This is a genomic window from Streptomyces sp. NPDC041713 (assembly GCF_055591085.1).
On sequence record NZ_JBVIZY010000007.1, the window covers coordinates 281450 to 306323 of the forward strand.

The 24874-nt window shown below is 72.2% G+C and carries 20 protein-coding genes; 8 read left to right on the forward strand and 12 right to left on the reverse strand.

Annotation, left to right across the window (positions count from 1 at the left end; translation table 11 throughout):
• Nucleotides 1-102: 102 nt before the first annotated feature.
• The 3 genes from glmS to ACZ6CV_RS23440 form a co-directional block, all read right to left on the reverse strand.
• Nucleotides 103-1920, reverse strand: a complete 1818-nt coding sequence (glmS, locus tag ACZ6CV_RS23430; protein WP_469252659.1) for a glutamine--fructose-6-phosphate transaminase (isomerizing) — start codon at nucleotides 1918-1920, stop codon at nucleotides 103-105.
• Between the two features lie 10 nt (nucleotides 1921-1930).
• Complete coding sequence (locus ACZ6CV_RS23435; RefSeq protein ID WP_362368930.1) at nucleotides 1931-2188, reverse strand: hypothetical protein; 258 nt, start codon at nucleotides 2186-2188, stop codon at nucleotides 1931-1933.
• 134 nt (nucleotides 2189-2322) lie between these two features.
• Nucleotides 2323-3225, reverse strand: coding sequence for a DUF4429 domain-containing protein (locus ACZ6CV_RS23440; RefSeq protein WP_469252660.1), 903 nt, complete (start codon nucleotides 3223-3225; stop codon nucleotides 2323-2325).
• Nucleotides 3226-3403: 178 nt separating this feature from the next.
• Between ACZ6CV_RS23440 and ACZ6CV_RS23445 the strand changes: the two genes are divergently transcribed.
• Nucleotides 3404-5017 carry a beta-N-acetylhexosaminidase gene (locus ACZ6CV_RS23445; RefSeq protein ID WP_469252661.1) on the forward strand — a complete coding sequence of 538 codons (1614 nt, stop codon included), beginning with the start codon at nucleotides 3404-3406 and terminating at the stop codon, nucleotides 5015-5017.
• An 18-nt stretch (nucleotides 5018-5035) separates the two neighbouring features.
• Here ACZ6CV_RS23445 and ACZ6CV_RS23450 read toward each other — a convergent pair whose 3' ends face one another.
• The 7 genes from ACZ6CV_RS23450 to ACZ6CV_RS23480 all read right to left on the reverse strand — a co-directional run bounded on the left by ACZ6CV_RS23450 (nucleotide 5036) and on the right by ACZ6CV_RS23480 (nucleotide 14171).
• Nucleotides 5036-5605 (reverse strand): GNAT family N-acetyltransferase, encoded by a 570-nt coding sequence (locus ACZ6CV_RS23450; protein WP_469252757.1) that lies wholly within the window; start codon nucleotides 5603-5605, stop codon nucleotides 5036-5038.
• Between the two features lie 25 nt (nucleotides 5606-5630).
• The gene (locus ACZ6CV_RS23455) at nucleotides 5631-7049 is read right to left on the reverse strand and encodes a pyridoxal phosphate-dependent decarboxylase family protein (protein ID WP_469252662.1); all 1419 of its coding nucleotides are present in this window, start codon (nucleotides 7047-7049) and stop codon (nucleotides 5631-5633) included.
• Nucleotides 7050-7193: 144 nt separating this feature from the next.
• Nucleotides 7194-8237 (reverse strand): ABC transporter substrate-binding protein, encoded by a 1044-nt coding sequence (locus ACZ6CV_RS23460; protein WP_469252663.1) that lies wholly within the window; start codon nucleotides 8235-8237, stop codon nucleotides 7194-7196.
• Nucleotides 8238-8377: 140 nt separating this feature from the next.
• Nucleotides 8378-9532, reverse strand: coding sequence for an acyl-CoA dehydrogenase family protein (locus ACZ6CV_RS23465; RefSeq protein WP_469252664.1), 1155 nt, complete (start codon nucleotides 9530-9532; stop codon nucleotides 8378-8380).
• 7 nt (nucleotides 9533-9539) lie between these two features.
• Nucleotides 9540-10568 carry a hydroxymethylglutaryl-CoA lyase gene (locus ACZ6CV_RS23470; protein ID WP_469252665.1) on the reverse strand — a complete coding sequence of 343 codons (1029 nt, stop codon included), beginning with the start codon at nucleotides 10566-10568 and terminating at the stop codon, nucleotides 9540-9542.
• Complete coding sequence (locus ACZ6CV_RS23475; RefSeq protein ID WP_469252758.1) at nucleotides 10565-12502, reverse strand: acetyl/propionyl/methylcrotonyl-CoA carboxylase subunit alpha; 1938 nt, start codon at nucleotides 12500-12502, stop codon at nucleotides 10565-10567. Before ACZ6CV_RS23475 ends, ACZ6CV_RS23470 begins: the two co-directional genes overlap by 4 nt.
• A gap of 52 nt (nucleotides 12503-12554) precedes the next feature.
• Nucleotides 12555-14171 (reverse strand): carboxyl transferase domain-containing protein, encoded by a 1617-nt coding sequence (locus tag ACZ6CV_RS23480; protein ID WP_469252666.1) that lies wholly within the window; start codon nucleotides 14169-14171, stop codon nucleotides 12555-12557.
• Between the two features lie 86 nt (nucleotides 14172-14257).
• Here ACZ6CV_RS23480 and ACZ6CV_RS23485 point away from each other — a divergent pair, with 86 nt between their 5' ends.
• The 4 genes from ACZ6CV_RS23485 (at nucleotide 14258) to ACZ6CV_RS23500 (ending at nucleotide 18062) form a co-directional block, all read left to right on the forward strand.
• Entirely contained in the window at nucleotides 14258-14848 is a 591-nt protein-coding gene (locus ACZ6CV_RS23485) for an SACE_7040 family transcriptional regulator (protein WP_362368954.1), read from the forward strand.
• A 96-nt stretch (nucleotides 14849-14944) separates the two neighbouring features.
• A complete protein-coding gene (locus tag ACZ6CV_RS23490) occupies nucleotides 14945-16102 on the forward strand; it encodes an acyl-CoA dehydrogenase family protein (RefSeq protein WP_358705399.1) in 1158 nt (385 codons plus the stop codon).
• Between the two features lie 51 nt (nucleotides 16103-16153).
• Nucleotides 16154-17023 carry an acyl-CoA thioesterase gene (locus ACZ6CV_RS23495; protein WP_469252667.1) on the forward strand — a complete coding sequence of 290 codons (870 nt, stop codon included), beginning with the start codon at nucleotides 16154-16156 and terminating at the stop codon, nucleotides 17021-17023.
• A 70-nt stretch (nucleotides 17024-17093) separates the two neighbouring features.
• Nucleotides 17094-18062, forward strand: a complete 969-nt coding sequence (locus ACZ6CV_RS23500) for a cation diffusion facilitator family transporter (RefSeq protein ID WP_469252668.1) — start codon at nucleotides 17094-17096, stop codon at nucleotides 18060-18062.
• On the opposite strand, the gene ACZ6CV_RS23505 is transcribed toward ACZ6CV_RS23500, so the two are convergent.
• Nucleotides 18023-18820 (reverse strand): phosphatase, encoded by a 798-nt coding sequence (locus ACZ6CV_RS23505; RefSeq protein ID WP_469252669.1) that lies wholly within the window; start codon nucleotides 18818-18820, stop codon nucleotides 18023-18025. The genes ACZ6CV_RS23500 and ACZ6CV_RS23505 overlap by 40 nt on opposite strands.
• 141 nt (nucleotides 18821-18961) lie before the next feature.
• On the reverse strand, nucleotides 18962-20422 hold the full coding sequence (locus ACZ6CV_RS23510; protein WP_469252670.1) for a PucR family transcriptional regulator: 1461 nt from the start codon (nucleotides 20420-20422) through the stop codon (nucleotides 18962-18964).
• Nucleotides 20423-20613: 191 nt separating this feature from the next.
• Between ACZ6CV_RS23510 and ACZ6CV_RS23515 the strand changes: the two genes are divergently transcribed.
• From ACZ6CV_RS23515 to ACZ6CV_RS23525, 3 genes are all read left to right on the forward strand, one after another.
• Nucleotides 20614-22077, forward strand: coding sequence for a sodium:solute symporter family protein (locus ACZ6CV_RS23515; RefSeq protein WP_469252671.1), 1464 nt, complete (start codon nucleotides 20614-20616; stop codon nucleotides 22075-22077).
• 77 nt (nucleotides 22078-22154) lie between these two features.
• Nucleotides 22155-23147 (forward strand): agmatinase, encoded by a 993-nt coding sequence (gene speB / locus ACZ6CV_RS23520; RefSeq protein WP_362368975.1) that lies wholly within the window; start codon nucleotides 22155-22157, stop codon nucleotides 23145-23147.
• Nucleotides 23144-24838, forward strand: coding sequence for a thiamine pyrophosphate-binding protein (locus ACZ6CV_RS23525; protein ID WP_469252672.1), 1695 nt, complete (start codon nucleotides 23144-23146; stop codon nucleotides 24836-24838). Before speB ends, ACZ6CV_RS23525 begins: the two co-directional genes overlap by 4 nt.
• The last annotated feature ends 36 nt before the right edge of the window (nucleotides 24839-24874 follow it).

The following is a 24874-nucleotide window of genomic DNA, read 5'->3' on the forward strand; positions in this document are numbered from 1 at the left end:
GGTAATGGGCGACCCCGGCCCTTCGAGGAACGACCCCCTGTGTGCTGGTGGCACGCACAGGGGGTCGTTTCACGAAGGGGGCGCCGGGTGTCCGCCGCTCGACTACTCGACGGTCACGGACTTGGCGAGGTTGCGCGGCTTGTCGATGTCCCGGCCGAGCGCCAACGCCGTGTGGTAGGCGAGGAGTTGCAGCGGGATGCCCATCAGGATCGGGTCCAGCTCGTCCTCGTTCTTCGGGACGACGATGGTCTGGTCGGCCTTCTCCTGCTCCTGGTGCGCGACCGCGAGGATCTTGCCGCTGCGGGCCTTGATCTCCTCCAGGGCGGCGCGGTTCTTCTCCAGGAGGTCGTCGTCCGGGACGATCGCGACCGTCGGCAGCGCGGGCTCGATGAGCGCGAGCGGGCCGTGCTTCAGCTCGGAGGCGGGGTAGGCCTCGGCGTGGATGTACGAGACCTCCTTGAGCTTGAGGGAGGCCTCGCGGGCGACGGGGTAGCCGCGTACGCGCCCGATGAAGAGCATCGAGCGGGCCTCCGCGTAGCTCTTCGCGATCTTCTTGATCTCGTCCTCCTGCTTGAGGATCTCCGAGATCTGGCCGGGCAGCTTGCGCAGGCCCTCGATGATCCGCTTGCCGTCGGAGACCGACAGGTCGCGGATGCGGCCCAGGTGCAGCGCCAGCAGCCCGAAGGCGACGGTGGTGTTGGTGAAGCACTTGGTGGAGACGACGCAGACCTCCGGGCCCGCGTGCACGTACACGCCCGCGTCCGCCTCGCGGGCGATCGCCGAGCCGACCACGTTCACCACGCCGAGGACGCGAGCGCCCTTGCGCTTGAGCTCCTGGACGGCGGCGAGCACGTCGTACGTCTCGCCGGACTGCGAGACCGCGATGTAGAGGGTGTCGGGGTCCACGACCGCGTTGCGGTAGCGGAACTCGGACGCCGGCTCCGCGTCGGCGGGGATGCGGGCCAGCTCCTCGATCATCTGGGCGCCGATCATGCCCGCGTGGTACGAGGTGCCGCAGCCGAGGATCTTGACGCGGCGCACTTTGCGGGCGTCGTGCGCGTCGAGGTTCAGGCCGCCGAGGTGCACGGTGGAGAAGCGGTCGTCGATGCGGCCGCGCAGGACGCGGTCCACGGCGTCGGGCTGCTCGAAGATCTCCTTGTGCATGTACGTGTCGTGGCCGCCCATGTCGTACGACTCGGCCTCCCACTCCACGGTGGTCGGCGAGGCCGTCGTGCGCGAGCCCTCGGTGGTGTACGTGCGGTAGTCGTCGGCCTTGATGGTGGCCATCTCGCCGTCGTCGAGGGTGACGACCTGGCGGGTGTGCGAGACGAGCGCGGCGACGTCCGAGGCGACGAACATCTCCTTCTCGCCGATGCCGAGGACGACGGGGGAGCCGTTGCGGGCGACGACGATGCGGTCGTTGAAGTCGGCGTGCAGGACGGCGATGCCGTACGTGCCCTCGATGTGCCGCAGCGCCTCGCGGACCTTCTCCTCCAGGGTGTCGGCCTGGGAGCGGGCGACGAGGTGGGTGAGGACCTCGGTGTCGGTCTCGGAGAGGAACTCGACGCCGTCGGCGGTGAGCTTGGCGCGCAGCTCGGAGGCGTTGTCGATGATGCCGTTGTGGACGACGGCGACCTTGTCGTCACCCGACATGTGCGGGTGCGCGTTCTCGTCGGAGGGGGCGCCGTGGGTGGCCCAGCGGGTGTGGGCGATGCCGGTCGTGCCCTTGAAGCGGGCGGGGACCTTGGCCTCCAGGTCGCGGACGCGGCCCTTGGCCTTCACCATCTTCAGGCCGGAGGCCTTGGGGCCGGTGACGGCGATGCCCGCGGAGTCGTAGCCGCGGTACTCGAGGCGCTGCAGGCCTTCGAGGAGGAGCGGGGCGACGTCACGCTTGCCGATGTATCCGACGATTCCGCACATGAAGGGATTCCTAGCCGTAGACGATGCGGCGCAGCTGCCGGAGGGTGAGCTCCGGCGGCGCGACCGCGCGGTATGCGAGATCCGCCGAGATCTTCTCGAAGATCGCCGCGTTCAGCAGGCCCTGACCCTGCAGTTCGCGGTGGCGGCGACGGACGAACTCCTCGGTCGTCTCGTCGAAGTAGGCGAGCACGTCCTGGATGACCCGCAGCGCTTCGCCCCGCTGGAGCGGGGTGCTGCGGGTGAGGTGATCCACCAGGTCGTCGTGCATGCGTTGATCCTGGGGTATCGCAGGGTGCTTCGCAAGAATCCTGCCCGGAATCGGGCAGGATCGTGTCGCAACGGGTTCCGGCGGTACGGGCCAGCGGTACCGACCAAGGGCCGGCAGGGGGCTCGGGGGCGCGCTCACATGCGGCGCAGCACCGCCTGCTTGGCCGTCGTGAACTCCGCCTCGGTGAGGATCCCGGCCTGGTGCAGCTCGCCCAGCTCGCGCAGGCGCCGCAGCAGCGCGTCATGGTCCTCGGCGCCGGACTGCGGGGCGGCGACGCCCTGTGCGGCGGCGGGCGGGGGAGCGAGCGACTTCCCGGTCGGCGGCGCGGCCGGCGGCGCCGAGGGGTGCGGGAGGCGGACCTGGACCGCGGCGGCCACCAGCGCCATCAGCGGGTCCTTCTTGAACCCCCACAGCTCGACGGCGTTCGGGTCGTACTTCGGCGGCGCCTTGGTCGGCGCGTTCCGCACGGTGAACCGGAGGTGGCCGTTCTCCAGGCCGGCCGCGGGCTGCCACTCCACGGCGGCGATGTCGTCGAGCGCCAGCGACCGCGGCCCGGCCGCCGACTTCGCCTCCTCCGTCTTCCAGTTCCACTCCAGGCGGACCGTCTCCCCGTCGAAGTTCGCGGTGCCGTCCCCCGCGGAGACGGAGAGCGGCACGGCCGGGCCCGCGAGCAGATACGCGTCACAGGGCGTGGCCGGCACCTGTGCGAGCAGATGGGCGGTGCGGACCTCGTCGACCAGATACTCCGCCACCCCGTACCGGTCCGGCTCCACGCCCAGCTGGTACGGGTCCGCGGAGCCCGACAGCATCCCGCCCGTCGCCAGGAGCAGCGGGTCGGCGCCGTCCCGCAGCCGCAGCCGCAACCGGCCCGACCTCTTGCCCTGTTCGAAGGCGATGCCCGCCAACGCGCCGAGCGGCACGGTCAGTTCGCCCAGTGCCCTGCGCAGTGGGGAGACGTTCTTGTCGTGACCCGGCACCAGGCGCAGCGTCTCGCCGTCGAAGGTCCAGGTCCCGTCGCGCTGGATGATTTCCGCCATGCGGGGATTCTCGCATCGGCCCCTCGGACAAAAGGTCTACACCCCTTGACCCCTTGTAGGGGCCGGGTTACCAATGGGGACCGTTCGATTGCGATGCACCACAGTTGCGCCACGCGCCACCACAGACGCGCCGCACACGTGCCCCACCGCGGCGCAGGCCCGTCGAAGGGACCCGCTTGTGAGCTCGCAGAGAAGATCGACACGACTGTTCGGCGCGCTGCTGCTGGTGGCGGCCGCCGGAATCTCCTCGTTCGCCGCCGCGCCCGCCCCGGCGCCGGCCGCACCGCCCGTCACCCCGTTGGGCCAGATCGTGCCCGCGCCGCTCGAGGCGGACCCGGGCGGGGCCGGATACGAAATCACCGCCAAGACCCGGATCCGGGTCGGCAAGAGCAGCGCGGAGGAGCGGCGCGTCGGCGAGTACCTCGCCCGGGTGCTGCGGCCCTCCACCGGCTACCGGCTCCCGGTCACCGCCGACCGGGGCGGCGACGGCATCCGGCTGCGCATCAGCAACGCGCCGGCGGACAAGGCGCTCGGCGCCGAGGGATACCGCGTGGTCTCCGCGCACGGCTCCCTCACCATCACCTCCCGTACCGGCGCCGGACTCTTCCACGGCGTCCAGACGGTGCGCCAGCAACTGCCCGCCGCCGCCGAGCAGCAGAGCAGGCAGCGCGGGCCGTGGCGGATCGCGGGCGGCACCATCAAGGACGCGCCGCGCTACGGCTACCGCTCCACCATGCTCGACGTCTCCCGGCACTTCTTCACCGTCGACCAGGTCAAGCGCTACATCGACCAGGCGGCGCTCTACAAGATGAACAAGCTGCACCTGCACCTCAGCGACGACCAGGGCTGGCGCATCGCCATCGACTCCTGGCCGCGGCTCACGACGTACGGCGGCTCCACGCAGGTCGGCGGCGGGCAGGGCGGCTTCTACACGAAGGCGCAGTACAAGGAGATCGTCGACTACGCCGCCTCGCGGTACCTGGAGGTCGTCCCGGAGATAGACATGCCGGGGCACACCAACGCCGCGCTCGCCTCGTACGCCGAACTCAACTGCGACGGCGTCGCCCCGCCGCTCTACACCGGCACCGAGGTCGGCTTCAGCTCGCTCTGCGTCAAGAAGGACGTCACGTACGACTTCGTGGACGACGTGATCCGCGAGCTCGCCGCGATGACGCCCGGCAAGTACCTCCACATCGGCGGCGACGAGGCCCACTCCACCAGCCACGAGGACTTCGTCGCCTTCATGGACAAGGTGCAGCCGGTGGTCGGCAAGTACGGCAAGACGGTGGTGGGCTGGCACCAGCTGACCGCCGCCAAGCCGGTGGCCGGGGCCGTCGCGCAGTACTGGGGCTACGACCAGACCGGCGCCGCCGAGCGCCAGCAGGTCGTGAACGCCGCGAAGAACGGCACCAAGCTGGTCCTCTCGCCGGCCGACCGCGCCTACATCGACCACAAGTACACCAAGGACACCCCGCTCGGGCTGTCCTGGGCGGGATACGTGGAGGTGCGGCGCTCCTACGACTGGGACCCGGCCACCTACCTCCAGGGCGCCCCCGCGGACTCGGTCATCGGTGTCGAGGCGCCGCTGTGGACGGAGACCCTCTCCACCTCCGCGCACCTGGACTACATGGCGTTCCCGCGGCTGCCCGGCATCGCCGAGCTCGGCTGGTCGCCCGCGGCCACGCACGACTGGGACACCTACAAGGTGCGGCTCGCCGCGCAGGCCCCGCGCTGGGACGCGCTCGGCATCGGCTACTACAAGTCGCCGCAGGTGCCCTGGCCCGCCAAGTAGCGGGGAGATCGGGCACGTTCAGGAGCGGGGCTCCCGGGGACCGTCCCGGAAGCCCCGCCCGGCCTGGAACCGCTCCCGGGTGCAGAAGCTCAGGAGAGCCTCCTTCTCCGGCTTCTGGACGACCGTCTCGGCGCGGAAGCCGACGGACTCGTTGAGGGCGTGGGCCCGCGTGTCGCGTACGTCGGGGTCGATCACCACCCGTTCGGCCGCCGGGTCGTCGAACAGCTCCCGCAGCACCGCGGTGAGCACACCACGGGCGAAGCCGGGGACGTGCACGGCGGACGGGGCGGTCAGATGGCGCGTGCCGACGTCGCCGGGGCGCGGCTCGTAGAGGCCGACCAGCTCCGCGTACGCGGGGTCGTACCGCTCCACCAGGAACGACGGCACGCCCTTGTACAGACCGAGGAACGCCTCGTGGTGCCCGGAGGCGGCGATCGCCATGTAGGTGCGCTCGACGTCCGTCAGGGTGGCGCCCCGCATCATCCAGTGCTCCGATTCCGGGTGCGTCACCCAGGTGTGCACCAGCTCGGAGTCGGTCAGGGGATCGAGCCGCCGGAGCGTGAAGTCGGCTCGTCCGCGGCCGGTGATCCCGCGGCCGGTGATCCGGCGGAGGTCAGCAAGCGCGGTCAAGGTGCTCCCCCCTCTCCGCGAGGTACTGCTCGACGTGGCCGGCGATCAGGTCCAGGACGGCCGTGAGGTCGGCGAGGGTCGTCTCCGGGTTGAGCAGCGTGAACTTCAGGTACTGGCGGTCGCCCACCGTGGCCCCCGCCACCACCGCGTCCCCGGCGGCGAACAGCGCCTTGCGGGCGTACAGGTTGGCGCGGTCGATGGTGGCGGGCGCGCAGATCGCGGCGGGGACGCAGCGGAAGACGAGCGTGGACAGCTGGGGTTCGACCACGACGTCGAACCGCGGGTCGGCGACGAGGTGCTTCCAGCCTTCGGTGGCCAGCGCGCACACCTCGTCGAAGAGGTCGCCGACGGCGTCCGCGCCCATCACGCGCAGCGCCATCCACAGCTTCAGGGCGTCGAAGCGCCGGGTCGTGCGCAGGGACTTGTCCGCCTGGTCGGGGACGCGCTCGCGGTGCGTCGTGCGGGACAGCGCCGCCCGGTCGCGCACCAGGAGCGCCGACGAACCCACCGGCTGGAAGAAGGACTTGTGGAAGTCCACGGTGACGGAGTCGGCGTGCTCGATGCCGTCGAGGAGGTGCCGGTACCTGCGCGAGGCGAGCAGCCCGCAGCCGTACGCGGCGTCGACGTGCAGCCAGGTGCCGTACTGCGCGCACAGCTCGGCGATCTCGGGCAGCGGGTCGATGGAGCCGAAGTCGGGGGTGCCCGCGGTGGCGACGACCGCCATGGGCGAGAGGTCCTCGCGCCGGCAGCGATCGAGGGCGCGGGCGAGGGCCACGGTCTGCAGGCGCTTGTTCCGGTCGGTGGGGAGGCTCACGACGGCGTCCTCGCCGAGACCGAGCACCCGGGCCGCCCTGCGGATGCCCGGCCGCGCGGCCTGTGAGGTGAAGACCCGCAGGGTGGCGGGGTCCCGGTCCCCGGCCGCCTCGCGGGCGAGCAGCAGGGCGTGCAGGTCGGATTCGGCGCCGCCGCCGGTGAACACGCCGTCGGCGTCCCGGCCGAGGCCGATGCGTCCGGCCGTCCAGTCGACGACGCGGCGCTCGATGAGGGTGGCGCCCGCGGACCGGTCCCAGGTGTCGAGGGAGGAGTTGACGGCGCTGAGCACGGCCTCGCCCCCCAGGGCGGGGATGACGACGGGGGAGTGCAGGTGCGCGAGGTGGCGCGGGTGGTGGAGGTGCACGGCGTCGCGCAGGTACAGCTCTTCGAGCTCGTCGAGCGCGGCGAGGGTGTCGTGCAGCGGCTCGTCCAGGTCGACGGCGTCGACGCGGGGGGCGAGGGCGTCGGCGGTGATCCCGGTGAACGGCCGGGAGGCGGTGGCGAGCCGGGCAGCCACCCGCTCGACCCCTTCGGTCACGGAGCCGCGGTACCGCTCCGCGTTGGTGTCGTTGAGCAGGTGCGAGCGCATGAACTGCCCTCCTGGTGAGGGGACGTGAGAAAGTAAGGTAAGCCTAACCTAATTCAGTGTTCGGGTGGGGTCCGGGGCCGGAAAACGGAACCGCCCCCTCCCGAGGGGGAGGGGGCAGTCGGTGGAACCGGGCGCGTGGGGGCCCTACTTCAGCTTCTTCGCCTTCTCGATCGCGTCGGCCAGGTCCTCCAGGATCGGCGCGCACTTGTCGTACGAGAAAATGGGCTCGGTGACCCGGGAGATGACCTGACCGGCCTTGACCGCGGGCAACTTCTTCCAGGTCGGCTTGGACTTGTCGAGGTCGGCCGGCTGCAGGGCGGAGGTGCGGTTGTCCATCATGATGACGTCCGCATCGTACCGGTCGACGTTCTCCCAGCTGAGGTTCTCGAACCAGCCGCCGGACTCCTTCTTCGCCGCCTCCGGCGGCTCCACCAGGTTCACGCCGAGCGCCTTGAAGTACTCCAGGTCGACGGAGAGGTTCGAGCCGGAGACGTAGAACAGGTCCTGGCTCGCGGAGCCGACGAGGACCCTGATGTCCTTGTGCGCCTTGGCGACCTTGCGCAGCCGCTCGGAGGCGTCCTCGAAGCGCTTCTTCGCCTTGGTGACCTTCGCCGACTTCACGTCCGCGCCGAGCGACTCGGCGAGCGCCTGGATGCGCTGCAGCGGGTGGGTGAGCTGGCGGTCGTAGACGCTGATGCCGACGCTCGGGGCGAGCTTCAGGATCTTGTCCTTGCTCTCCTCGGGCACGTACCAGAGGGTGCCCTTGTCGTCGAACATGGTCGAGATCAGCACGTCCGGGGCGAGGCCCGCGTACTTCTCGATGTTGAACTGGCCCCAGGTGTTGCCGATCACCGTCAGCTTGCTGACGTCCATGTCCCCGGCCTGGACGTCGGGCTTGCCGTCCTTGGTCCTCGTCGGGCCGAACACGCCCTTGACCTCGATGCCGTAGTCGAACAGGGCGGCGGCGACACCGGTGAACGCGACGATGTTCTTCGGCGTCGCGTCGCGCTTCGCGGTCGTGCCCCGGTCGTCCTTGAAGCTCCAGGGGCCGGTCTTGCCGCCGCCCTCGGTGCCGGAGCCGTCCTTCTTCTCGGTGCCGCAGGCCGCCAGTGCGGCGGTGAGGCCGAGGGCGCCGCCGGCGGCGAGGATGCCGCGACGGGACGGCTGGGGGAAGCGGGCCTGGGGCATGGGGGTCTCTGCTTTCGTGACGTACGGCGGCGGGGGCCGCTGGCCGGAACTAAAGCTTAGGCTAACCTAAGCTAACTTCCGGTCCAGCGTCCCCCGGCGTCCCCCGCGTCACACCGGCCCGGCCCGCGCGCGGGCCCGCCTCAGCCCGCGAAGCCGAGCTCCCTGGCGATCAGCATGCGCTGCACCTCGCTGGTGCCCTCGCCGATCTCCAGGATCTTGGAGTCCCGCCACATGCGGGCCACCGGGTACTCGTTCATGAAGCCGTACCCGCCGTGGATCTGTGTGGCCTCCCGGGCGTTGTCCACCGCGACCGTCGAGGAGTAGAGCTTGGCGATGGCCGCCTGCTTCTTGAAGGGCTCGCCCGCGACCAGGCGCGATGCCGCGTCGTGCCAGCCGACCCGGGCCATGTGCGCCCGGGTCTCCATGTCGGCGATCTTGAACTGGATCGCCTGGTTCGCGCCGATCGCCCTGCCGAAGGCGTGCCGCTCCTTGGCGTACTGCACCGACTCGTCCACGCAGCCCTGGGCGAGACCGGTGGCGAGCGCGGAGATCGCGACCCGGCCCTCGTCGAGGATGCGCAGGAACTGCGCGTACCCGCGGCCCTCCTCGCCCAGCAGGTTCGCGGCGGGGACCCGGACGTCGGCGAAGGACAGCTCGCGGGTGTCCGAGGCGTTCCACCCCACCTTCGAGTAGGGCGCCGCCACCGTGAAGCCGGGCGTCCCGGACGGCACGATGATCGAGGAGATCAGCGGCCGGCCGTCCTCCTTGCGGCCGGTGACGGCGGTGACCGTGACCAGGCCCGTGATGTCCGTACCGGAGTTGGTGATGAAGCACTTGGAGCCGTTGATCACCCACTCGTCGCCGTCGCGCACCGCCGTCGTCCGGGTGCCGCCCGCGTCCGAGCCGCCGTCCGGCTCGGTCAGGCCGAACGCGCCGAGCATCTCGCCCGCGCACAGCTTCGGCAGCCAGGTGCGCTTCTGCTCCTCGGTGCCGAAGAGGTGCAGCGGCATGGCGCCCAGCGAGACGCCCGCCTCCAGGGTGATCGCCACCGACGAGTCGACGCGGGCGAGCTCCTCCAGGGCGATGCCGAGGGCGAAGTAGTCACCGCCCATCCCGCCGTACTCCTCGGGGAAGGGCAGGCCGAACAGGCCCATGCGGCCCATCTCGCGGACGATCTCGTAGGGGAATTCGTGGCGCTCGTAGAAGTCGCCGATCTTGGGGGCGACGACGTCGTGGGCGAACGCCTCCACCGTGCGGCGCAGTTCCTCGTGCTCGGGGCTCAGGCGATGGTCCATCGTGTCTTCACTGCTCCTGGTGGGAGGCGTCGCGCGACGCGGTCTGCTCGTCCTGCGAGCGGGCCGTGAGGGCGCGGACGGTGCGGGACGGGCTGGGTCGGCCCAACTGATCGGCCATCCAGGCGCTGGTGGCGCTGAGACGGACCAGGTCGACGCCGGTCTCGATGCCGAGGCCGTGCAGCATCCAGACGAGGTCTTCGGTGGCGAGGTTGCCGGTGGCGCTCTTCGCGTACGGGCAGCCGCCGAGGCCGCCCGCGGACGCGTCCACCGTGCTCACGCCGTGCTGCAGCGCGGCCAGGGTGTTGGTGAGCGCCTGGCCGTACGTGTCGTGGAAGTGCACGCCGATGCGCTCGGTCGGCACCTGTACCGCGTTGAGCGCGGCGAGCATCGCGGAGACGTGGCCCGGGGTGGCCACGCCGATGGTGTCGCCGAGGCTCAGCTCGTCGCAGCCCATGTCGAGCAGGGCGCGGCAGACGCGGACGACCTTGGAGATGGGCACCGCGCCCTCCCAGGGGTCGCCGAAGCACATCGAGAGGTAACCGCGCACGTGCGCGCCCTCCTCGCGGGCGCGGGCCACCACCGGGGCGAACATGGCGAGCGCCTCGTCCACCGTGCGGTTGAGGTTGGCCCGGGCGAACGAGTCGGTGGCACTGGCGAAGACGGCGACGCGGCGCGCGCCGAGCGCGAGGGCGCGGTCCAGGCCGCGTTCGTTCGGCACCAGGACCGGCAGGTGGATGCCGTCGAGGTCGCCGAGGAGCGGGAACAGCTGCTCGGCGTCGGCCAGTTGGGGCACCCACTTGGGGTGCACGAAACTCGTCGCCTCGACGGTCGTCAGGCCCGCGTCGGCCAGCCGGTGGACGAACTCCGCCTTGATCTCGGTGGGGACGACCGCCTTCTCGTTCTGCAGTCCGTCGCGGGCGCCGACCTCGTGGATGCGGACGCGGGCGGGCAGGCCCCGGGTGGGCACGACCATGGGGAGCGGCGCCTGTGCCAGCTCCAGCGGCTCGTCCTCCGATGTCGGGGTGGGGCTGGTCATTCCTGCTCCTCCTCGGGGGTGACGACGGCGAGGACCTGGTCCATGGCGACGGTCGTGCCCGGGGTGACGTCGAGCTCGGTGACGGTGCCGGCGTGCGGGGCGGCGATGACGTGCTCCATCTTCATCGCCTCGACCACCAGCAGGCTCTGGCCCGCGGCCACCTGGTCGCCGGGGGAGACCTTCACGACGGTGACGGTGCCGGGCATGGGGGCGGTCAGGGCGTCGGCCCCGGCGTGCGCGGCGCCGGTGAGGGAGGCCGCCACCGGGTCGTGGTCCTGGACGTGCCAGGCGTCGCCCCCGGCGCCGAGCCAGTCGCCCGCGCGGCGGAAGGTGTGCAGGGTGCCGTCGACCGTGACGCGCACCTGGTCCGGGGTGACGGTGTGGCCGGTGCCGCGCAGCCGGTGGTCGACCGGGTCGTGCCCGGCGATGCGCAGCCAGTGCGTCACCGGCGCCGGTGTGCCGCCGAGCCGCCAGCCGCTGGGCACCGAGAAGGGGTTGGTCCAGCCGTCGCCGGTGGGCTTCAGCGCGTCCGCGCGGACCGCGGCCGCCGCCTCGTACACCTCCCCGGGGACGCCGTCCGGGACCAGGCCGTCCGCCTCGCGCTCCACCAGGCCGGTGTCCAACTCGCCCGCCACCACCGCCGGGTGGGCCAGGAGCCTGCGCAGGAAGCCGGCGTTCGTCGGCACGCCGAGCGTGACCGTGTCGGCGAGGGCCGCGCGCAGCTTGCGCAGCGCCGTCGCCCGGTCCGGGCCGTACGCGATGACCTTGGACAGCATCGGGTCGTAGAGGCTGCCGACCTCCGTGCCCACGCTCAGCCCGGAGTCGGTGCGCACGCCGTCGCCCTGCGGTTCGTGCAGCGCCAGGACGGTGCCGCCGGACGGCAGGAAGCCGCGGGAGGGGTCCTCCGCGCAGACGCGCGCCTCCACCGCGTGCCCGGTGAGGGTGATGTCGTCCTGGGTGAAGGGGAGCCGCTCACCGGCGGCGACCCGCAGCTGCCACTCCACCAGGTCGAGTCCGGTGATCAGCTCGGTGACCGGATGCTCCACCTGGAGGCGGGTGTTCATCTCCATGAAGTAGTACGACGACGGGTCGCTGCCCGGCACGATGAACTCCACCGTGCCCGCGCCCGCGTAGCCGCAGGAGCGGGCCGCCTGGGCCGCCGCCTCGCCCATCGCCGCGCGCGTGGCCTCGTCCAGGAAGACGCTGGGCGCCTCCTCGATGATCTTCTGGTGGCGGCGCTGCAGCGAGCACTCGCGCTCACCGAGGTGCACCACGTTGCCGTGGCCGTCCGCCAGGACCTGGATCTCGATGTGCCGGGGGCGGTCGACCCACCGCTCCACGAGCAGCGTGTCGTCGCCGAAGGAGGCGCGTGCCTCGCGCCGGGCCGCCGCGATCTCGTCGGCGAGGAGCGCCTCGTCGCGCACCAGGCGCATGCCCTTGCCGCCGCCGCCCGCGCTCGGCTTGAGCAGTACCGGGGTGCCGATCTCGCGCGCCGCGTCGGCCAGTTGGGCGTCGGTCAGGCCGCTGCCGGAGGAGCCGGGGACGACCGGCACGCCGGCCGCCCGCACCGTCTCCTTGGCGCGGATCTTGTCGCCCATGAGGGAGATGGCGGAGGCGGGCGGGCCGATGAAGGTGAGCCCGGCATCCGCACAGGCCTGCGCGAACTCGGCGTTCTCCGCGAGGAAGCCGTACCCCGGGTGGACCGCCTGGGCGCCGGACTTCGCCGCCGCCTCCAGGAGGCGGTCCGCGCGCAGATAGCTCTCGGCGGCCGGCGCCGGACCGATCCGCACCGCGGTGTCGGCCTCGCGCACGTGCCGGGCGTCGGCGTCCGCGTCGCTGAAGACCGCGACCGAGCGGACGCCGAGCTCGCGCAGCGTACGGATGACGCGCACCGCGATCTCGCCGCGGTTGGCGACGAGCACCGTGTCGAACATGGTCCCTCTCCCCGGGGTGGTCCGTTCCTTGAAGTCGCTCATCGTCGGCCCCTCACATCCGGAAGACGCCGAAGCCGGGCTCGCCCAGCGGGGCGCCCGCGCAGGCGGTCAGGGCGAGGCCGAGGACCTGCCGGGTGTCCAGGGGGTCGATGACGCCGTCGTCCCAGAGCCGGGCCGTGGCGTAGTAGGCGTTGCCCTGCTCCTCGTACTGCGCGCGGATCGGGGCCTTGAAGGTGTCCTCGTCCTCGGCGGACCACTCCTCGCCGCCGGCCTCCAGCTGGTCGCGCTTGACCGTGGCGAGGACGGAGGCGGCCTGCTCGCCGCCCATCACGGAGATCTTGGCGTTGGGCCACATCCACAGGAAGCGGGGGCTGTAGGCCCGCCCGCACATCGAGTAGTTGCCCGCGCCGTACGAACCGCCGACGACGACGGTCAGCTTGGGCACGCGGGTGCAGGCCACGGCCGTCACCATCTTCGCGCCGTGCTTGGCGATGCCGCCCGCCTCGTAGTCCCGGCCGACCATGAAGCCGGAGATGTTCTGCAGGAAGACCAGGGGGATGCCGCGCTGGTCGCACAGCTCGATGAAGTGCGCGCCCTTCTGGGCGGACTCGGAGAACAGGATGCCGTTGTTGGCGACGATGCCGACCGGATGGCCGTGGATGTGGGCGAAGCCGGTCACCAGGGTCGTGCCGTACTCCGCCTTGAACTCCTGGAAGCGGGAGCCGTCCACCACGCGCGCGATGACCTCGCGCACGTCGTAGGGGGTGCGGGAGTCCGTCGGGACCGCGCCGTACAACCCCAGGGGGTCGACCTTCGGCTCCTCCACGGGCTGCACCGACCACGGCGCCTCGGGGCGCTCGGGGAGCGTCGCGACGATCGTGCGCACGATGCGCAGGGCGTGGGCGTCGTCCTCGGCGAGGTGGTCGGTGACGCCGGAGGTCCGTGAGTGGACCTCGCCGCCGCCGAGCTCCTCGGCCGTGACGACCTCGCCGGTCGCGGCCTTCACCAGGGGCGGGCCGCCGAGGAAGATCGTGCCCTGATTGCGGACGATCACCGCCTCGTCGCTCATCGCGGGCACATACGCCCCGCCGGCCGTGCAGGAGCCGAGGACCGCGGCGATCTGCGGGATGCCGGCCCCCGACATCCGGGCCTGGTTGTAGAAGATCCGCCCGAAGTGCTCGCGGTCGGGGAAGACATCGTCCTGCATCGGCAGGAAGGCGCCGCCCGAGTCGACCAGATAGAGGCACGGGAGGTGGTTCTCCAGGGCCACCTCCTGCGCGCGCAGGTGCTTCTTGACGGTCATCGGGTAGTACGTGCCGCCCTTGACCGTGGCGTCATTGGCGACGATCACGCACTCGCGGCCCGAGACCCGGCCGATGCCGGCGATGACGCCGGCCGCGGGGGCGTCCCCGCCGTACAGCCCGTCGGCCGCGAGGGGGGCCAGCTCCAGGAAGGGGGAGCCGGGGTCCAGGAGCGCGTCGACCCGGTCGCGGGGCAGCAGCTTGCCGCGCGCCACATGGCGGGTCCGCGCCCGCTCCCCGCCGCCGAGCCCGGCCGCCGCGAGCTTGGCCCGCAACTCCTCGGCGAGGGCGGTGTGCGCCGCCTCGTTCGCCCGCCACGCCTCGGACGCGGGGTCAGCCGCGCTCGCCAGCACTGGTGCCTGCCGCATCAGTCGAGCCCCCTTGCTCGGTTAATGACCGTTAACGGTTTCCCTTAGGTTAACGATCGCTAACCGGCCTGTCTAGAATCAATTCCATGGCCACGAGAACCGACGCCCCCACCCGTCGCGAGCAGATCCTCAAGGAAGCCGCCCGGCTCTTCGCCGAGCGCGGCTTCCACGGAGTCGGAGTGGACGAGATAGGAGCCGCCGTCGGCATCAGCGGCCCCGGCCTCTACCGCCACTTCGCGGGCAAGGACGCGATGCTCGCCGAGCTGCTCGTCGGCATCAGCGGGCAGCTCCTGACCGGCGGCAAGCGGTGCGCGGCGGAGGTGGGCGGGCCGCCGGGGCAGGTGCTCGACGCGCTCATCCAGGGCCACATCGACTTCGCGCTCGACGACCGCTCCCTGATCACCCTGCACGACCGGGAGCTGGACCGCCTGCGGGACAGCGACCGCAAGCTGGTCCGCCAGCTCCAGCGGCAGTACGTGGAGATCTGGGTCGACGTCGTGCGCAAGGTCTACCCGGACCTCGCCGAGAACGCGGCGCGGGTGGCCGTGCACGCGGTCTTCGGGCTGCTCAACTCCACCCCGCACCTGAGCCGGCGGGACGCGCTGCCGAGCCGGGCGGCCATGGCGGACCTGCTGCACCGCCTCGCGCGCGGGGCGTTCGCGGCGGCGGTCGGGTGACGGGGGCGACAGGAGGTTTCTCTGGACGGCCCGGTGACCGGCGGGTAACGTTGTCTGAGCAAGCGCTTAGTCGACGTCGTGTAGAGGGAGCTTCCCGTGCGCCGTACCGTTTTCAATGAGGACCACGAGGCGTTCCGGGAGACCCTGCGCGCCTTCATCGAGGCCGAGGTCGTCCCGGTCCACGACGAGTGGTTCGCCGCCGGTCAGGTGCCGCGCGAGTTCTACTACAAGCTCGCCGAGCTGGGCCTCTTCGGCATCAACGTCCCCGAGGAGTTCGGCGGCGCGGGCCTGGACACGCACAAGTTCGAGGCCATCCAGTACGAGGAGACGGCCCGCGCGGGCGTCACCTTCGGCGGCTCCGGTGTGCACGTGCTGCTCGCCCTGCCGTACATCAAGGCGCTCGCCACCGACGAGCAGAAGAAGCGCTACCTGGAGAAGTTCGTCTCCGCCGAGGAGATGTGGGCCCTCGCGATGACCGAGCCGGGCACCGGCTCCGACCTCGCGGGCATGAAGAGCACCGCCAAGCTCTCCGCCGACGGCAGCCACTACGTCCTCAACGGCTCCAAGACCTTCATCACCGGCGGCGTGCACGCCGACCGCGTGATCGTCTGCGCCCGCACCTCCGCGCCCACCGCCGAGGACCGCCGGTACGGCATCTCCCTCTTCGCCGTCGACACCAAGTCCGAGGGCTACTCCATCGGCCGCAAGCTCGACAAGCTCGGCCTGAAGACCTCCGACACCGCCGAGCTCGCCTTCGTCGACGTGAAGGTGCCCGTCGAGGACCTCCTCGGCGAGGAGAACAAGGGCTTCTACTACCTCGGCAGCAACCTCCCCTCCGAGCGCTGGGGCATCGCCTACGGCGCGTACGCGCAGGCCAAGGCCGCCGTCCGGTTCGCCAAGGAGTACGTGCAGGACCGTACGGTGTTCGGCAAGACGGTCGCCTCCTTCCAGAACACCAAGTTCGAACTGGCCGCCTGCCAGGCCGAGGTGGACGCCGCCGAGGCCGTCGCCGACCGCGCCCTGGAGGCGCTGGACGCCGGCGAGCTGACCGCCGCCGAGGCCGCCTCCGCGAAGCTCTTCAATACCGAGGTCGCGCACCGCGTCATCGACAAGTGCCTGCAGCTGCACGGCGGGTACGGCTTCATGAACGAGTACCCCATCGCCCGCCTGTACGCGGACAACCGCGTCAACCGCATCTACGGCGGCACCAGCGAGGTCATGAAGATGATCATCGCGAAGAACATGGGCCTGTAGGGATCACCCGGGAGAGGCAGGCCGGTAGAGACGCCCTGTAGAACTAGCTTCATGAACCAGGCACTTGACGCCCTTCTCGATCTGCTCGACCTGGAGCAGATCGAGGAGGACATCTTCCGGGGCGTGAGCCGCTCGGCGCTCGTGCCCCGCGTCTTCGGCGGCCAGGTCGCCGCGCAGGCCCTCGTCGCCGCCGGACGCACCGTCCCCGACGATCGGCCCGCCCACTCCCTGCACGCGTACTTCCTGCGCCCCGGAGACCCGGGCGCGCCCATCGTGTATACGGTCGACCGGATCCGCGACGGCCGCTCCTTCACCACGCGCCGCGTCGTCGCCGTCCAGCACGGGCAGCCGATCTTCCACCTCTCCGCGTCCTTCCAGACGTACGAGGAGGGGCTGGAGCACCAGGCCCCGATGCCGCCCGCGCAGGACCCGGAGACGCTGCCCACGGCCGCCGAGATGCTCCCGCGCCACCTGCCGCGCGATGTCGCCGACCGGCTCCTGGAGACCCGCGCCGCCGTCGACCTGCGCTACGCCGACGCACCGCCCTGGGGCACCGTCGGAGAGCCGCGCGAACCGCGCTCCCAGGTGTGGTTCCGCGCCAACGGCAAGCTGGCGGACTACGCGGCCGACCCGCTGCTGCACGTCTGCCTCGCCACCTATGTCTCCGACATGACGCTGCTCGACTCCGTGCTGCTCGCGCACGGGCGCGGGGGCTGGGCCGTCGGCGACGTCGTCGGCGCCTCGCTCGACCACGCCATGTGGTTCCACCGGCCCTTCCGCGCGGACGAGTGGCTGCTGTACGACCAGGAGTCGCCCACCTCGTCCGGCGGGCGGGGCATCGGGCAGGCGCGGATCTGGACGCAGGACGGCCGGCTCGCGGTCACCGTCATCCAGGAGGGGCTGATCCGGGTACCGCGGTGAGCCCTGATCCGGGTACCGCGGTGAGCCCCGGGGTTCGCGTCGCCCGCTGATCGGACATACCGTCCGACACATGAGTGAGCAACCGTCGCAGGGCGGAGAGAGCACCTTCACGGTCGTCGTCGCAGCCGTCGCCAACCTCGGGATCGCGCTGGCCAAGGCCGTCGCGGGCGTCATCAGCGGGTCCAGTGCGATGCTCTCCGAAGCGGCGCACTCCGTGGCCGACACCGTCACCGAGCTGATGCTGCTCGTCTCCCTGAAGGCCAGCGACCGGCCCGCCGACGAGGAACACCCGCTCGGCTACGGGGGCGCCCGCTACATCTGGGCGCTGCTCGCCTCCGTCGCCACCTTCGTCGGCGGCGGCGTCTTCGCCGTCTACGACGGCATCCACACCCTCACGCACGGTGAGGACCCCGGCGACCCGCTCGTCTCGTACATCGTGCTCGCCGTCGCCTTCCTCCTGGAGGGGTACTCGCTGCGCACCGGCCTGAAGCAGGCGCGCGGCGAGGCCGACCGCTTCGGGGTGCACATCAAGCGCTACCTCCGCCACACCCCGGACACCGCGGTCAAGGCCGTCGTCATGGAGGACTCGGCGGCGCTCGTGGGCCTGGTGCTCGCCGCGGCCGGACTGCTCGGCGGACAGCTCACCGGCTCCGGCGCGTGGGACGGCGTCGCCTCGCTCTGCATCGGCGTCCTGCTCGTCTACGTGGCGTGGGTCCTCGGCCACGCCAACTCCGAGCTCCTGATCGGGCGCCCGCTGCCCGCGGAGATGCGGTCCGCGGTCCGCGCGGAACTGCTCGCCGACCCGCACGTCGTCGACGTCCTGGAACTGACCACGCTGCTCCAGGGGCCCAAGGAGGCGCTGGTCGCCGCGAAGGTCGACTTCCGGGACATGTCGTCGGCCGGGGACATCGAGCGGGCCTGCGACCGGATGGCACGGCGCCTGCAGGAACGCTTCCCGGCGATCCGGCGGGTGTACCTGGACCCGACGCCGGGGCCCGGTCAGGAGCCGGACGTGAGCCCCGCCGCGTCCAGCAGGTAGGCCGTCATCGGGTCGTAGTGGCGCGGGCTCGTGACGTGGTCGTCGAGCGGGACCGTCACCTGGAGGGTGCCCTCGGACTCGCCGAGGAACAGCGCCGGGTCGTTGCAGTCCGCGTACCCCACGGAGTCCAGGCCGCGCTGGCCCGCGCGGCCCGCCCAGCCGTGGTCGGCGACGACGAGGTCGGGCTGCGGCCTGCCCTCGCGCTCCAGGCCGTCCAGGATCGCGTTCATCGGCTCGGGGGAGTGGGTGTGCCACAGGGTGGCGCCGCGCTCCAGCATCGCCACGTCGGCGAACTGGAAGACCATGCCCTCGTCGGCCGTGAGGCCTTCGGGGATCACCACGATCTCGCAGCCCGCCGCGCGCAGTGCCGCGGCGGTCGCGCGGTGCACGTCGAGCAGGCCGCCGGGGTGGCCGGTGGCGAACAGCACCCGCTCCTTGCCGGCGGCCGCCTTGCGCAGCCGCGCGGCCATCCGCTCCAGGGCGTCGACCGTCAGCTCCGGGTCGATGGTGTCCTGGCCGTACCGGTACTCGGGGTCGTCGATGACGCCGCAGCGCTCGGCCATCACCGCGAGGACGTCCTGCTCGTCCGTCCAGCGGTCGCCGAGCTCCAGACCGAGCCAGTAGTGACGGTCGCCGTTCGCGAGCTTCCTGTAGTGGCTGAGGTTGTTCTCGCGGGGCGTGGCGACGTCGCCCGCGATGCGGGTGCGGACGAGGTGGTCGACCAGCTCGGGGCGGGTGGGTATGGGCATGCCTCTCATTGTGCGGGACGAGTGCTCTGCGCAGGGGGCGGGTTGTTCAGCCTGCGGCTGCGGTGCGGGACGGGTGCGCTACGCGGGGGCCTGCCGTGCGGGTGCGTTGTGGCTTGTCGCGCAGTTCCCCGCGCCCCTAATGGGGCGCCCCTAGCGGCTCAGGGCGAACCAGAGTTCCATGCGGACGTCCGGGTCGTTCAGGTCCGTGTTCAGGAGGGACTCGCAGCGGGCGATGCGTTGGCGGACCGTGTTGCGGTGGACGGAGAGGGCCACCGCCGTGCGGTCCCAGCTGCCGTGCAGGGAGAGCCAGGTGCGCAGTGTCGGCGTCAGGGCCTCGCCCGCGGCCAGCGGGGCGAGCAGCACGCGCGCGTGGGCGTCGGCCTCCTCCGGGGCGACGAGGCCCGCGAGCCCGTTCTCGCGGTGCCGCACCAGCGGGACGCGCGTCGCCTCCGCGCGGCGCAGGGCGCGGGCCGCCTGCGCGTCGGCGGCCGGGAGTTCGGCGGGCGGCGCGGCGGCCGAGACCCCGAGCGTCCAGCCGTCGGCGGGGGCGACCTCGCGGTCGGCCGGGACGAGGAGCCGTACCGCGTCCCCCGGCTCGCGCGGGTCCACCAGACCCGTGCCCAGCGCAGCCGCGAGCGCCGACGCGGCCAGCGGACCGCCCTCCCCGCGCGCGTGCACCACGGTCCACCGCTCGCCGCCCAGGAGAGCGCCGGTCTCCGCCACCGGCGCCCCGAGCAGCAGCCGGACCAGCGCCGCCGAGCGGGCCGCCTCGGAGGCGCCCTGGTGCTCGCCGGTGAGGAGCGAGAGCAGCACGACCGCCGCCCCGGCGATGGTGTGGTCCCCCGGCTCCCGGCGCTCCGTGGCGACGCCCAGCGCGAAGCCCCGGCCGCCGCCCAGGGCGTAGGCCGCGAGGTGCGTGGACCCCGCGGTGTCGGCGGCGGACGCCGGGGCGGCGGGGGCGGCGCGCCGGACGACCGCGGTCAGCTCCCGCAGCGCGCCCCGCACCCCGTCGTCCGGCGCGTGCCCGGCCCGCTGCAGCTCCGCCCCGTCCGGCCCGTACAGCACCGCGACCCCGCCGAGCCGGGCCGCGAGCTGCCGCAGGACGGCCGGGACCGGGTCGGGGCGGGCCGCCGCCGTGGCGAGGCCCTGCTGCGCCTCCGTCACCCGGCGCAGCTCCGCGTGCCGTGCCTCGGCCATCAGCCGCCACACGGCGCGGGCGACGCCGCTGAACGTGGTGCGCGGCGGGACCTCGACCAGCGGCAGGCCCAGCCGGTCGCAGGCCTCGACCAGGGCGCGCGGCACCGTGTCGTGCAGCGGCGCGACGCCGAAGCCGAGGGCCGCGCCGCCCGCCGCGAGGATGCGGGCCACGTAGTCGTCCAGGTGGCCGTCCGCGCCCGCCGGGTCGGTGATGTGCACGCCCGCGGTGAGCAGCAGCTCGCCGCCGAGCAGGTACGGGTAGGGGTCCGGCATCTCCGAGGTGTGCACCCACTGCACGGCCGTGCCGGCGTCCCGCGCGTCGGGACCCGCGAGCTGTCGCAGGCCCAGGTCCTCGCGGGCCAGCAGGGCGGCGAGCGGGACGGGCGGGGTCGGTGGGGCGGCCGGATCGGTCATGGTGGACGTTCCATCCGTATCGGTCGGGCGGAATGGAGGAAACGTACACTTCAGCGTTGCTTTCCGGCCACCTAAGGTCGTGCCGACCACAGGCAGCGGGTACGGGCGGATGTCCCCGCGGCCGGTCGCTGGCTGGACCCCCCACTCCATCTGCACGACACGCCACCGAGGTGCGCGAAGGAGGCCCCCTTATGGCCGTCGACTACACAGTGATCGTCGTCTATCTCGCCGGGATGCTGGCCATGGGCTGGTGGGGCATGCGCCGCGCCAAGTCGAAGAGTGAGTTCCTGGTCGCGGGCCGCCGCCTCGGACCCTGGATGTACTCCGGGACCATGGCCGCGATCGTCCTCGGCGGCGCCTCCACCATCGGCGGCGTCGGCCTCGGCTACCAGTACGGGCTCTCCGGTGCCTGGATGGTCTTCACCATCGGCCTCGGACTCCTCGCGCTCAGCGTGTTCTTCTCGGCCCGCATCGCGCGCCTGAAGGTGTACACCGTCTCCGAGATGCTCGACCTGCGCTACGGCGGGCGCGCGGGCGTCATCTCCGGAGTGGTCATGTGGGCGTACACGCTGATGCTCGCGGTCACCTCGACCATCGCCTACGCAACGATCTTCGACGTCCTCTTCGACCTGAACCGCACCGTGGCGATCGTCCTCGGCGGCGCGATCGTCGTCGCGTACTCCACGCTCGGCGGCATGTGGTCCATCACGCTCACCGACATGGTGCAGTTCGTCGTGAAGACCATCGGCGTGCTCCTGCTGCTCCTGCCCATCGCCGTCGTCAAGGCGGGCGGTTTCGGCGCGATGAAGGCGAAGCTGCCCACCTCCTACTTCGACCCGCTCGGCGTCGGCGGCGAGACGATCTTCACGTACGTGCTGATCTACACCTTCGGCATGCTCATCGGGCAGGACATCTGGCAGCGCGTGTTCACCGCGCGCAGCGACAAGGTGGCCCGCTACGGAGGCACCGTCGCCGGTACCTATTGCCTCGTCTACGCCATCGCGGGCGCCGTCATCGGCACCGCCGCCAAGGTCATGTACCCGAAGCTGCCGAGCGCCGACGCGGCCTTCGCCACCATCGTCAAGGACGAACTGCCCGTGGGCGTACGGGGGCTGGTCCTGGCCGCCGCGCTCGCCGCGGTCATGTCGACGTCCTCCGGGGCGCTCATCGCCTGCGCGACCGTCGCCAACAACGACATCTGGTCGCGGCTGCGCGGCGCGGTCGGCAGGCCGGCCGGCGAGGCGCACGACGAGGTCAAGGGCAACCGCGCCTTCATCCTCGTCATGGGCGTCGCCGTGATCGCCATCGCCATCGTGCTCAACGACGTCGTCGAGGCCCTGACCGTCGCCTACAACCTGCTCGTCGGCGGCCTGCTGGTGCCGATCCTCGGCGGGCTCCTGTGGCGGCGCGGCACCGCGGCCGGCGCGCTCGCCGCCGTCGTCGCCGGCGGACTCTCCGTCATCGGGCTGATGTGGGGGTACGGGATCCTCGCCAACGAGCCCGTCTCCTACGGCCTGTTGATCTCGCTGGCCGTGTACGTCGCCGTCTCCCTCGCCACGAAGCCTACCGACGCCGCCGTGCTCGCCGCCTGGCGTGAACGCCTGGCCGGACGCGGCGCCGAGGAACCGGAACCGGAGACCCCGGTGACCGTCTAGACGTCCGCGCGGCCCGCTGTCGGTGGGCCGCGCGACACTTGAACCGCAGTACCCGTACCAACAGGAGGAAACCGACCATGAGCAGCGCCGAGACCCCGACGACCCCCCGCGGCCCCGTCGACTCCTCCCGCATCCCGAGGTACGCGGGCCCGGCGACGTACGCCCGCCTGCCCCGCCTCGACGAGGTCGGCGGCAAGACGGACGTCGCGGTGGTCGGCGTGCCCTTCGACACCGGTGTCTCCTACCGCCCCGGCGCCCGCTTCGGCGGCAACGCGATCCGTGAGGCCTCCCGCCTGCTTCGCCCCTACAACCCGGCGCAGGACGCCTCGCCCTTCGCGCTCGCGCAGGTCGCCGACGCGGGCGACATAGCCGCCAACCCGTTCAACATCAACGAGGCGGTGGAGACCATCGAGGCCGCCGCCGACGACCTGCTCGGCTCCGGCGCCCGCATGATGACCCTCGGCGGCGACCACACCATCGCGCTCCCGCTGCTCCGCTCCGTCGCCAAGAAGCACGGCCCGGTCGCGCTGCTCCACTTCGACGCCCACCTGGACACCTGGGACACCTACTTCGGCGCCGAGTACACCCACGGCACGCCGTTCCGTCGCGCCGTCGAGGAGGGCATCCTCGACACCGAGGCGCTCTCGCACGTCGGCACGCGCGGCCCGCTGTACGGCAAGAAGGACCTCACCGACGACGAGAAGATGGGCTTCGGCATCGTCACCTCGGCGGACATCTACCGCCGCGGCGCCGACGAGGTCGCCGACCAGCTGCGCCAGCGCATCGGCGACCGCCCGCTGTACATCTCCATCGACATCGACTGCCTCGACCCGGCCCACGCGCCCGGCACTGGCACCCCCGAGGCCGGCGGCATGACCTCCCGCGAGCTCCTGGAGATCCTGCGCGGCCTCGCCTCCTGCAACCTGGTGTCGGCCGACGTCGTCGAGGTCGCGCCCGCCTACGACCACGCGGAGATCACGGCGGTCGCCGCCTCCCACACCGCGTACGAACTGACCACGATCATGTCCCGCCAGATCGCGGAGGCCCGCGGGACGGGGGCCACGCGGTGACGCACGACCACGACGTGGTCCTCAGGCCCACCGCCGCCCAGACCGAGGCCGCCCTGAACCCGCCGCCGGGGCGCAACGGCGGCGACCTCGTCGTCGAGACCCTCCAGGGCCTCGGCGCCACGACGGTCTTCGGCCTGCCCGGCCAGCACGCCCTCGGCATGTTCGACGCGCTGCGCCGCTCCGCGCTCTCGTACGTGGGCTTCCGCGTCGAGAACAACACCGGCTTCGCGGCGGACGCGTACGGCCGGATCACCGGCGAGGTCGCCCCGCTGCTGCTCTCCACCGGGCCCGGCGCGCTGATGTCGCTCGCCGCGCTCCAGGAGGCGGCGGCCGGTTCCTCGCCGGTCCTCGCCATCGGCAGCCAGGTCCCGGTGGCCGGGCTCGGCGGCGGCCGCCACGGCTATCTGCACGAGCTCCGCGACCAGCAGGCGTCCTTCCGCGACGTGGTCAAGTCCGTGCACACCGTCCGTACGGCCTCGCAGATCCCCTCCGCCATCGCCGCGGCCTGGGAGTCGGCGCTCACCGCGCCGCACGGCCCGGTCTGGGTGGAGATCCCGCAGGACGTGCTGCTCGCCGAGACGACGCTGCCCGCCGTCACGGCGATGGACGCCACCCCGGAGGACGTCGTTCCGCGCCCCGAGCTGACGGCGGTCGCCGCCGACCTGCTGGCGCGCGCCGAGCGGCCCGCGATCATCGCGGGCGGCGGAGTCGTCCGGTCGGACGCCTCCGGCAAGCTGCGCGCGCTCGCCGAGCTGGTGAACGCGCCGGTGGTGACCACCTTCGGCGGCAAGGGCGCCTTCCCCTGGGAGCACCCGCTCTCGCTGCAGTCGTGGCTGGAGGACCGGCACACCACGGACTTCCTGGAGGACGCGGACGTCCTCCTCGTGGTCGGCTCGGGCCTGGGCGAACTGTCCTCGAACTACCACACGTTCCAGCCCCGCGGCCGGGTGATCCAGATCGAGGCGGACGCCGGGAAGCTGGAGTCCAACCACCCCGGCATCGGCATCCACGCGGACGCGCGCATCGCCCTCTCCGCGCTCCTGGAGACGATCGACGCGCCCCGCGAGGACCCCTCGGCCCCCGAGCGGGTGGCGCGGGTGCTCGCCGCGGTCCGTGAGCGGATCGACGCGCAGGACCTCGCCCTGGAGCGGCAGGTGCTCGCCGCGGTCCGCGAGGCCCTGCCGGACACGTCGCCGTCCTTCTGGGACATGACGATCCTGGCGTACTGGGCGTGGTCGGCGTTCGACGCGCGGCGCCCCAACACCATGCACTCGGCGCAGGGCGCGGGCGGCCTCGGCTACGGCTTCCCCGCGGCGCTCGGCGCGGCGGCCGCCGACCCCTCGCACCCGGTCCTCGCGGTCTCCGGCGACGGCGGCGCGATGTACTCGATCGCGGAGCTGGCGACCGCCCGGCAGTACGGGCTGAACGTCACCTGGCTGATCGTCGACGACGGCGGCTACGGCATCCTGCGCGAGTACATGTCCGACGCCTTCGGCGAGGCCACGGCGACGGAGCTGGCCCGCCCCGACTTCGTGGCGCTCGCGGAGTCCTTCGGGGTGCCGGGGGTCAGGACGACCCCGGAGACCCTGCGCGAGGACCTCGCGAAGGCGCTGGCGGAGCCGGGTCCTTCGGTGGTGGTGCTGCCGGCGCTCCTGAAGATGTTCGCTCCGACACATCTCACCGGGGACTGATCACCCGTTCGGCTGTCCGCGACCCGCGGCGGGGGG

Excerpts from the sequence above, each read along its gene's own strand:
- ACZ6CV_RS23475 (WP_469252758.1), bottom strand. The coding sequence starts at position 12,502 with ATGTTCGACACGGTGCTCGTCGCCAACCGCGGCGAGATCGCGGTGCGC.
- ACZ6CV_RS23465 (WP_469252664.1), bottom strand. The coding sequence starts at position 9,532 with ATGGACCATCGCCTGAGCCCCGAGCACGAGGAACTGCGCCGCACGGTG.
- ACZ6CV_RS23495 (WP_469252667.1), top strand. The coding sequence starts at position 16,154 with ATGAACCAGGCACTTGACGCCCTTCTCGATCTGCTCGACCTGGAGCAG.
- ACZ6CV_RS23470 (WP_469252665.1), bottom strand. The coding sequence starts at position 10,568 with ATGACCAGCCCCACCCCGACATCGGAGGACGAGCCGCTGGAGCTGGCA.
- ACZ6CV_RS23505 (WP_469252669.1), bottom strand. The coding sequence starts at position 18,820 with ATGAGAGGCATGCCCATACCCACCCGCCCCGAGCTGGTCGACCACCTC.
- ACZ6CV_RS23485 (WP_362368954.1), top strand. The coding sequence starts at position 14,258 with ATGGCCACGAGAACCGACGCCCCCACCCGTCGCGAGCAGATCCTCAAG.
- ACZ6CV_RS23510 (WP_469252670.1), bottom strand. The coding sequence starts at position 20,422 with ATGACCGATCCGGCCGCCCCACCGACCCCGCCCGTCCCGCTCGCCGCC.
- ACZ6CV_RS23480 (WP_469252666.1), bottom strand. The coding sequence starts at position 14,171 with ATGCGGCAGGCACCAGTGCTGGCGAGCGCGGCTGACCCCGCGTCCGAG.
- glmS (WP_469252659.1), bottom strand. The coding sequence starts at position 1,920 with ATGTGCGGAATCGTCGGATACATCGGCAAGCGTGACGTCGCCCCGCTC.
- ACZ6CV_RS23440 (WP_469252660.1), bottom strand. The coding sequence starts at position 3,225 with ATGGCGGAAATCATCCAGCGCGACGGGACCTGGACCTTCGACGGCGAG.
- ACZ6CV_RS23500 (WP_469252668.1), top strand. The coding sequence starts at position 17,094 with ATGAGTGAGCAACCGTCGCAGGGCGGAGAGAGCACCTTCACGGTCGTC.
- speB (WP_362368975.1), top strand. The coding sequence starts at position 22,155 with ATGAGCAGCGCCGAGACCCCGACGACCCCCCGCGGCCCCGTCGACTCC.
- ACZ6CV_RS23455 (WP_469252662.1), bottom strand. The coding sequence starts at position 7,049 with ATGCGCTCGCACCTGCTCAACGACACCAACGCGGAGCGGTACCGCGGC.
- ACZ6CV_RS23435 (WP_362368930.1), bottom strand. The coding sequence starts at position 2,188 with ATGCACGACGACCTGGTGGATCACCTCACCCGCAGCACCCCGCTCCAG.
- ACZ6CV_RS23460 (WP_469252663.1), bottom strand. The coding sequence starts at position 8,237 with ATGCCCCAGGCCCGCTTCCCCCAGCCGTCCCGTCGCGGCATCCTCGCC.
- ACZ6CV_RS23515 (WP_469252671.1), top strand. The coding sequence starts at position 20,614 with ATGGCCGTCGACTACACAGTGATCGTCGTCTATCTCGCCGGGATGCTG.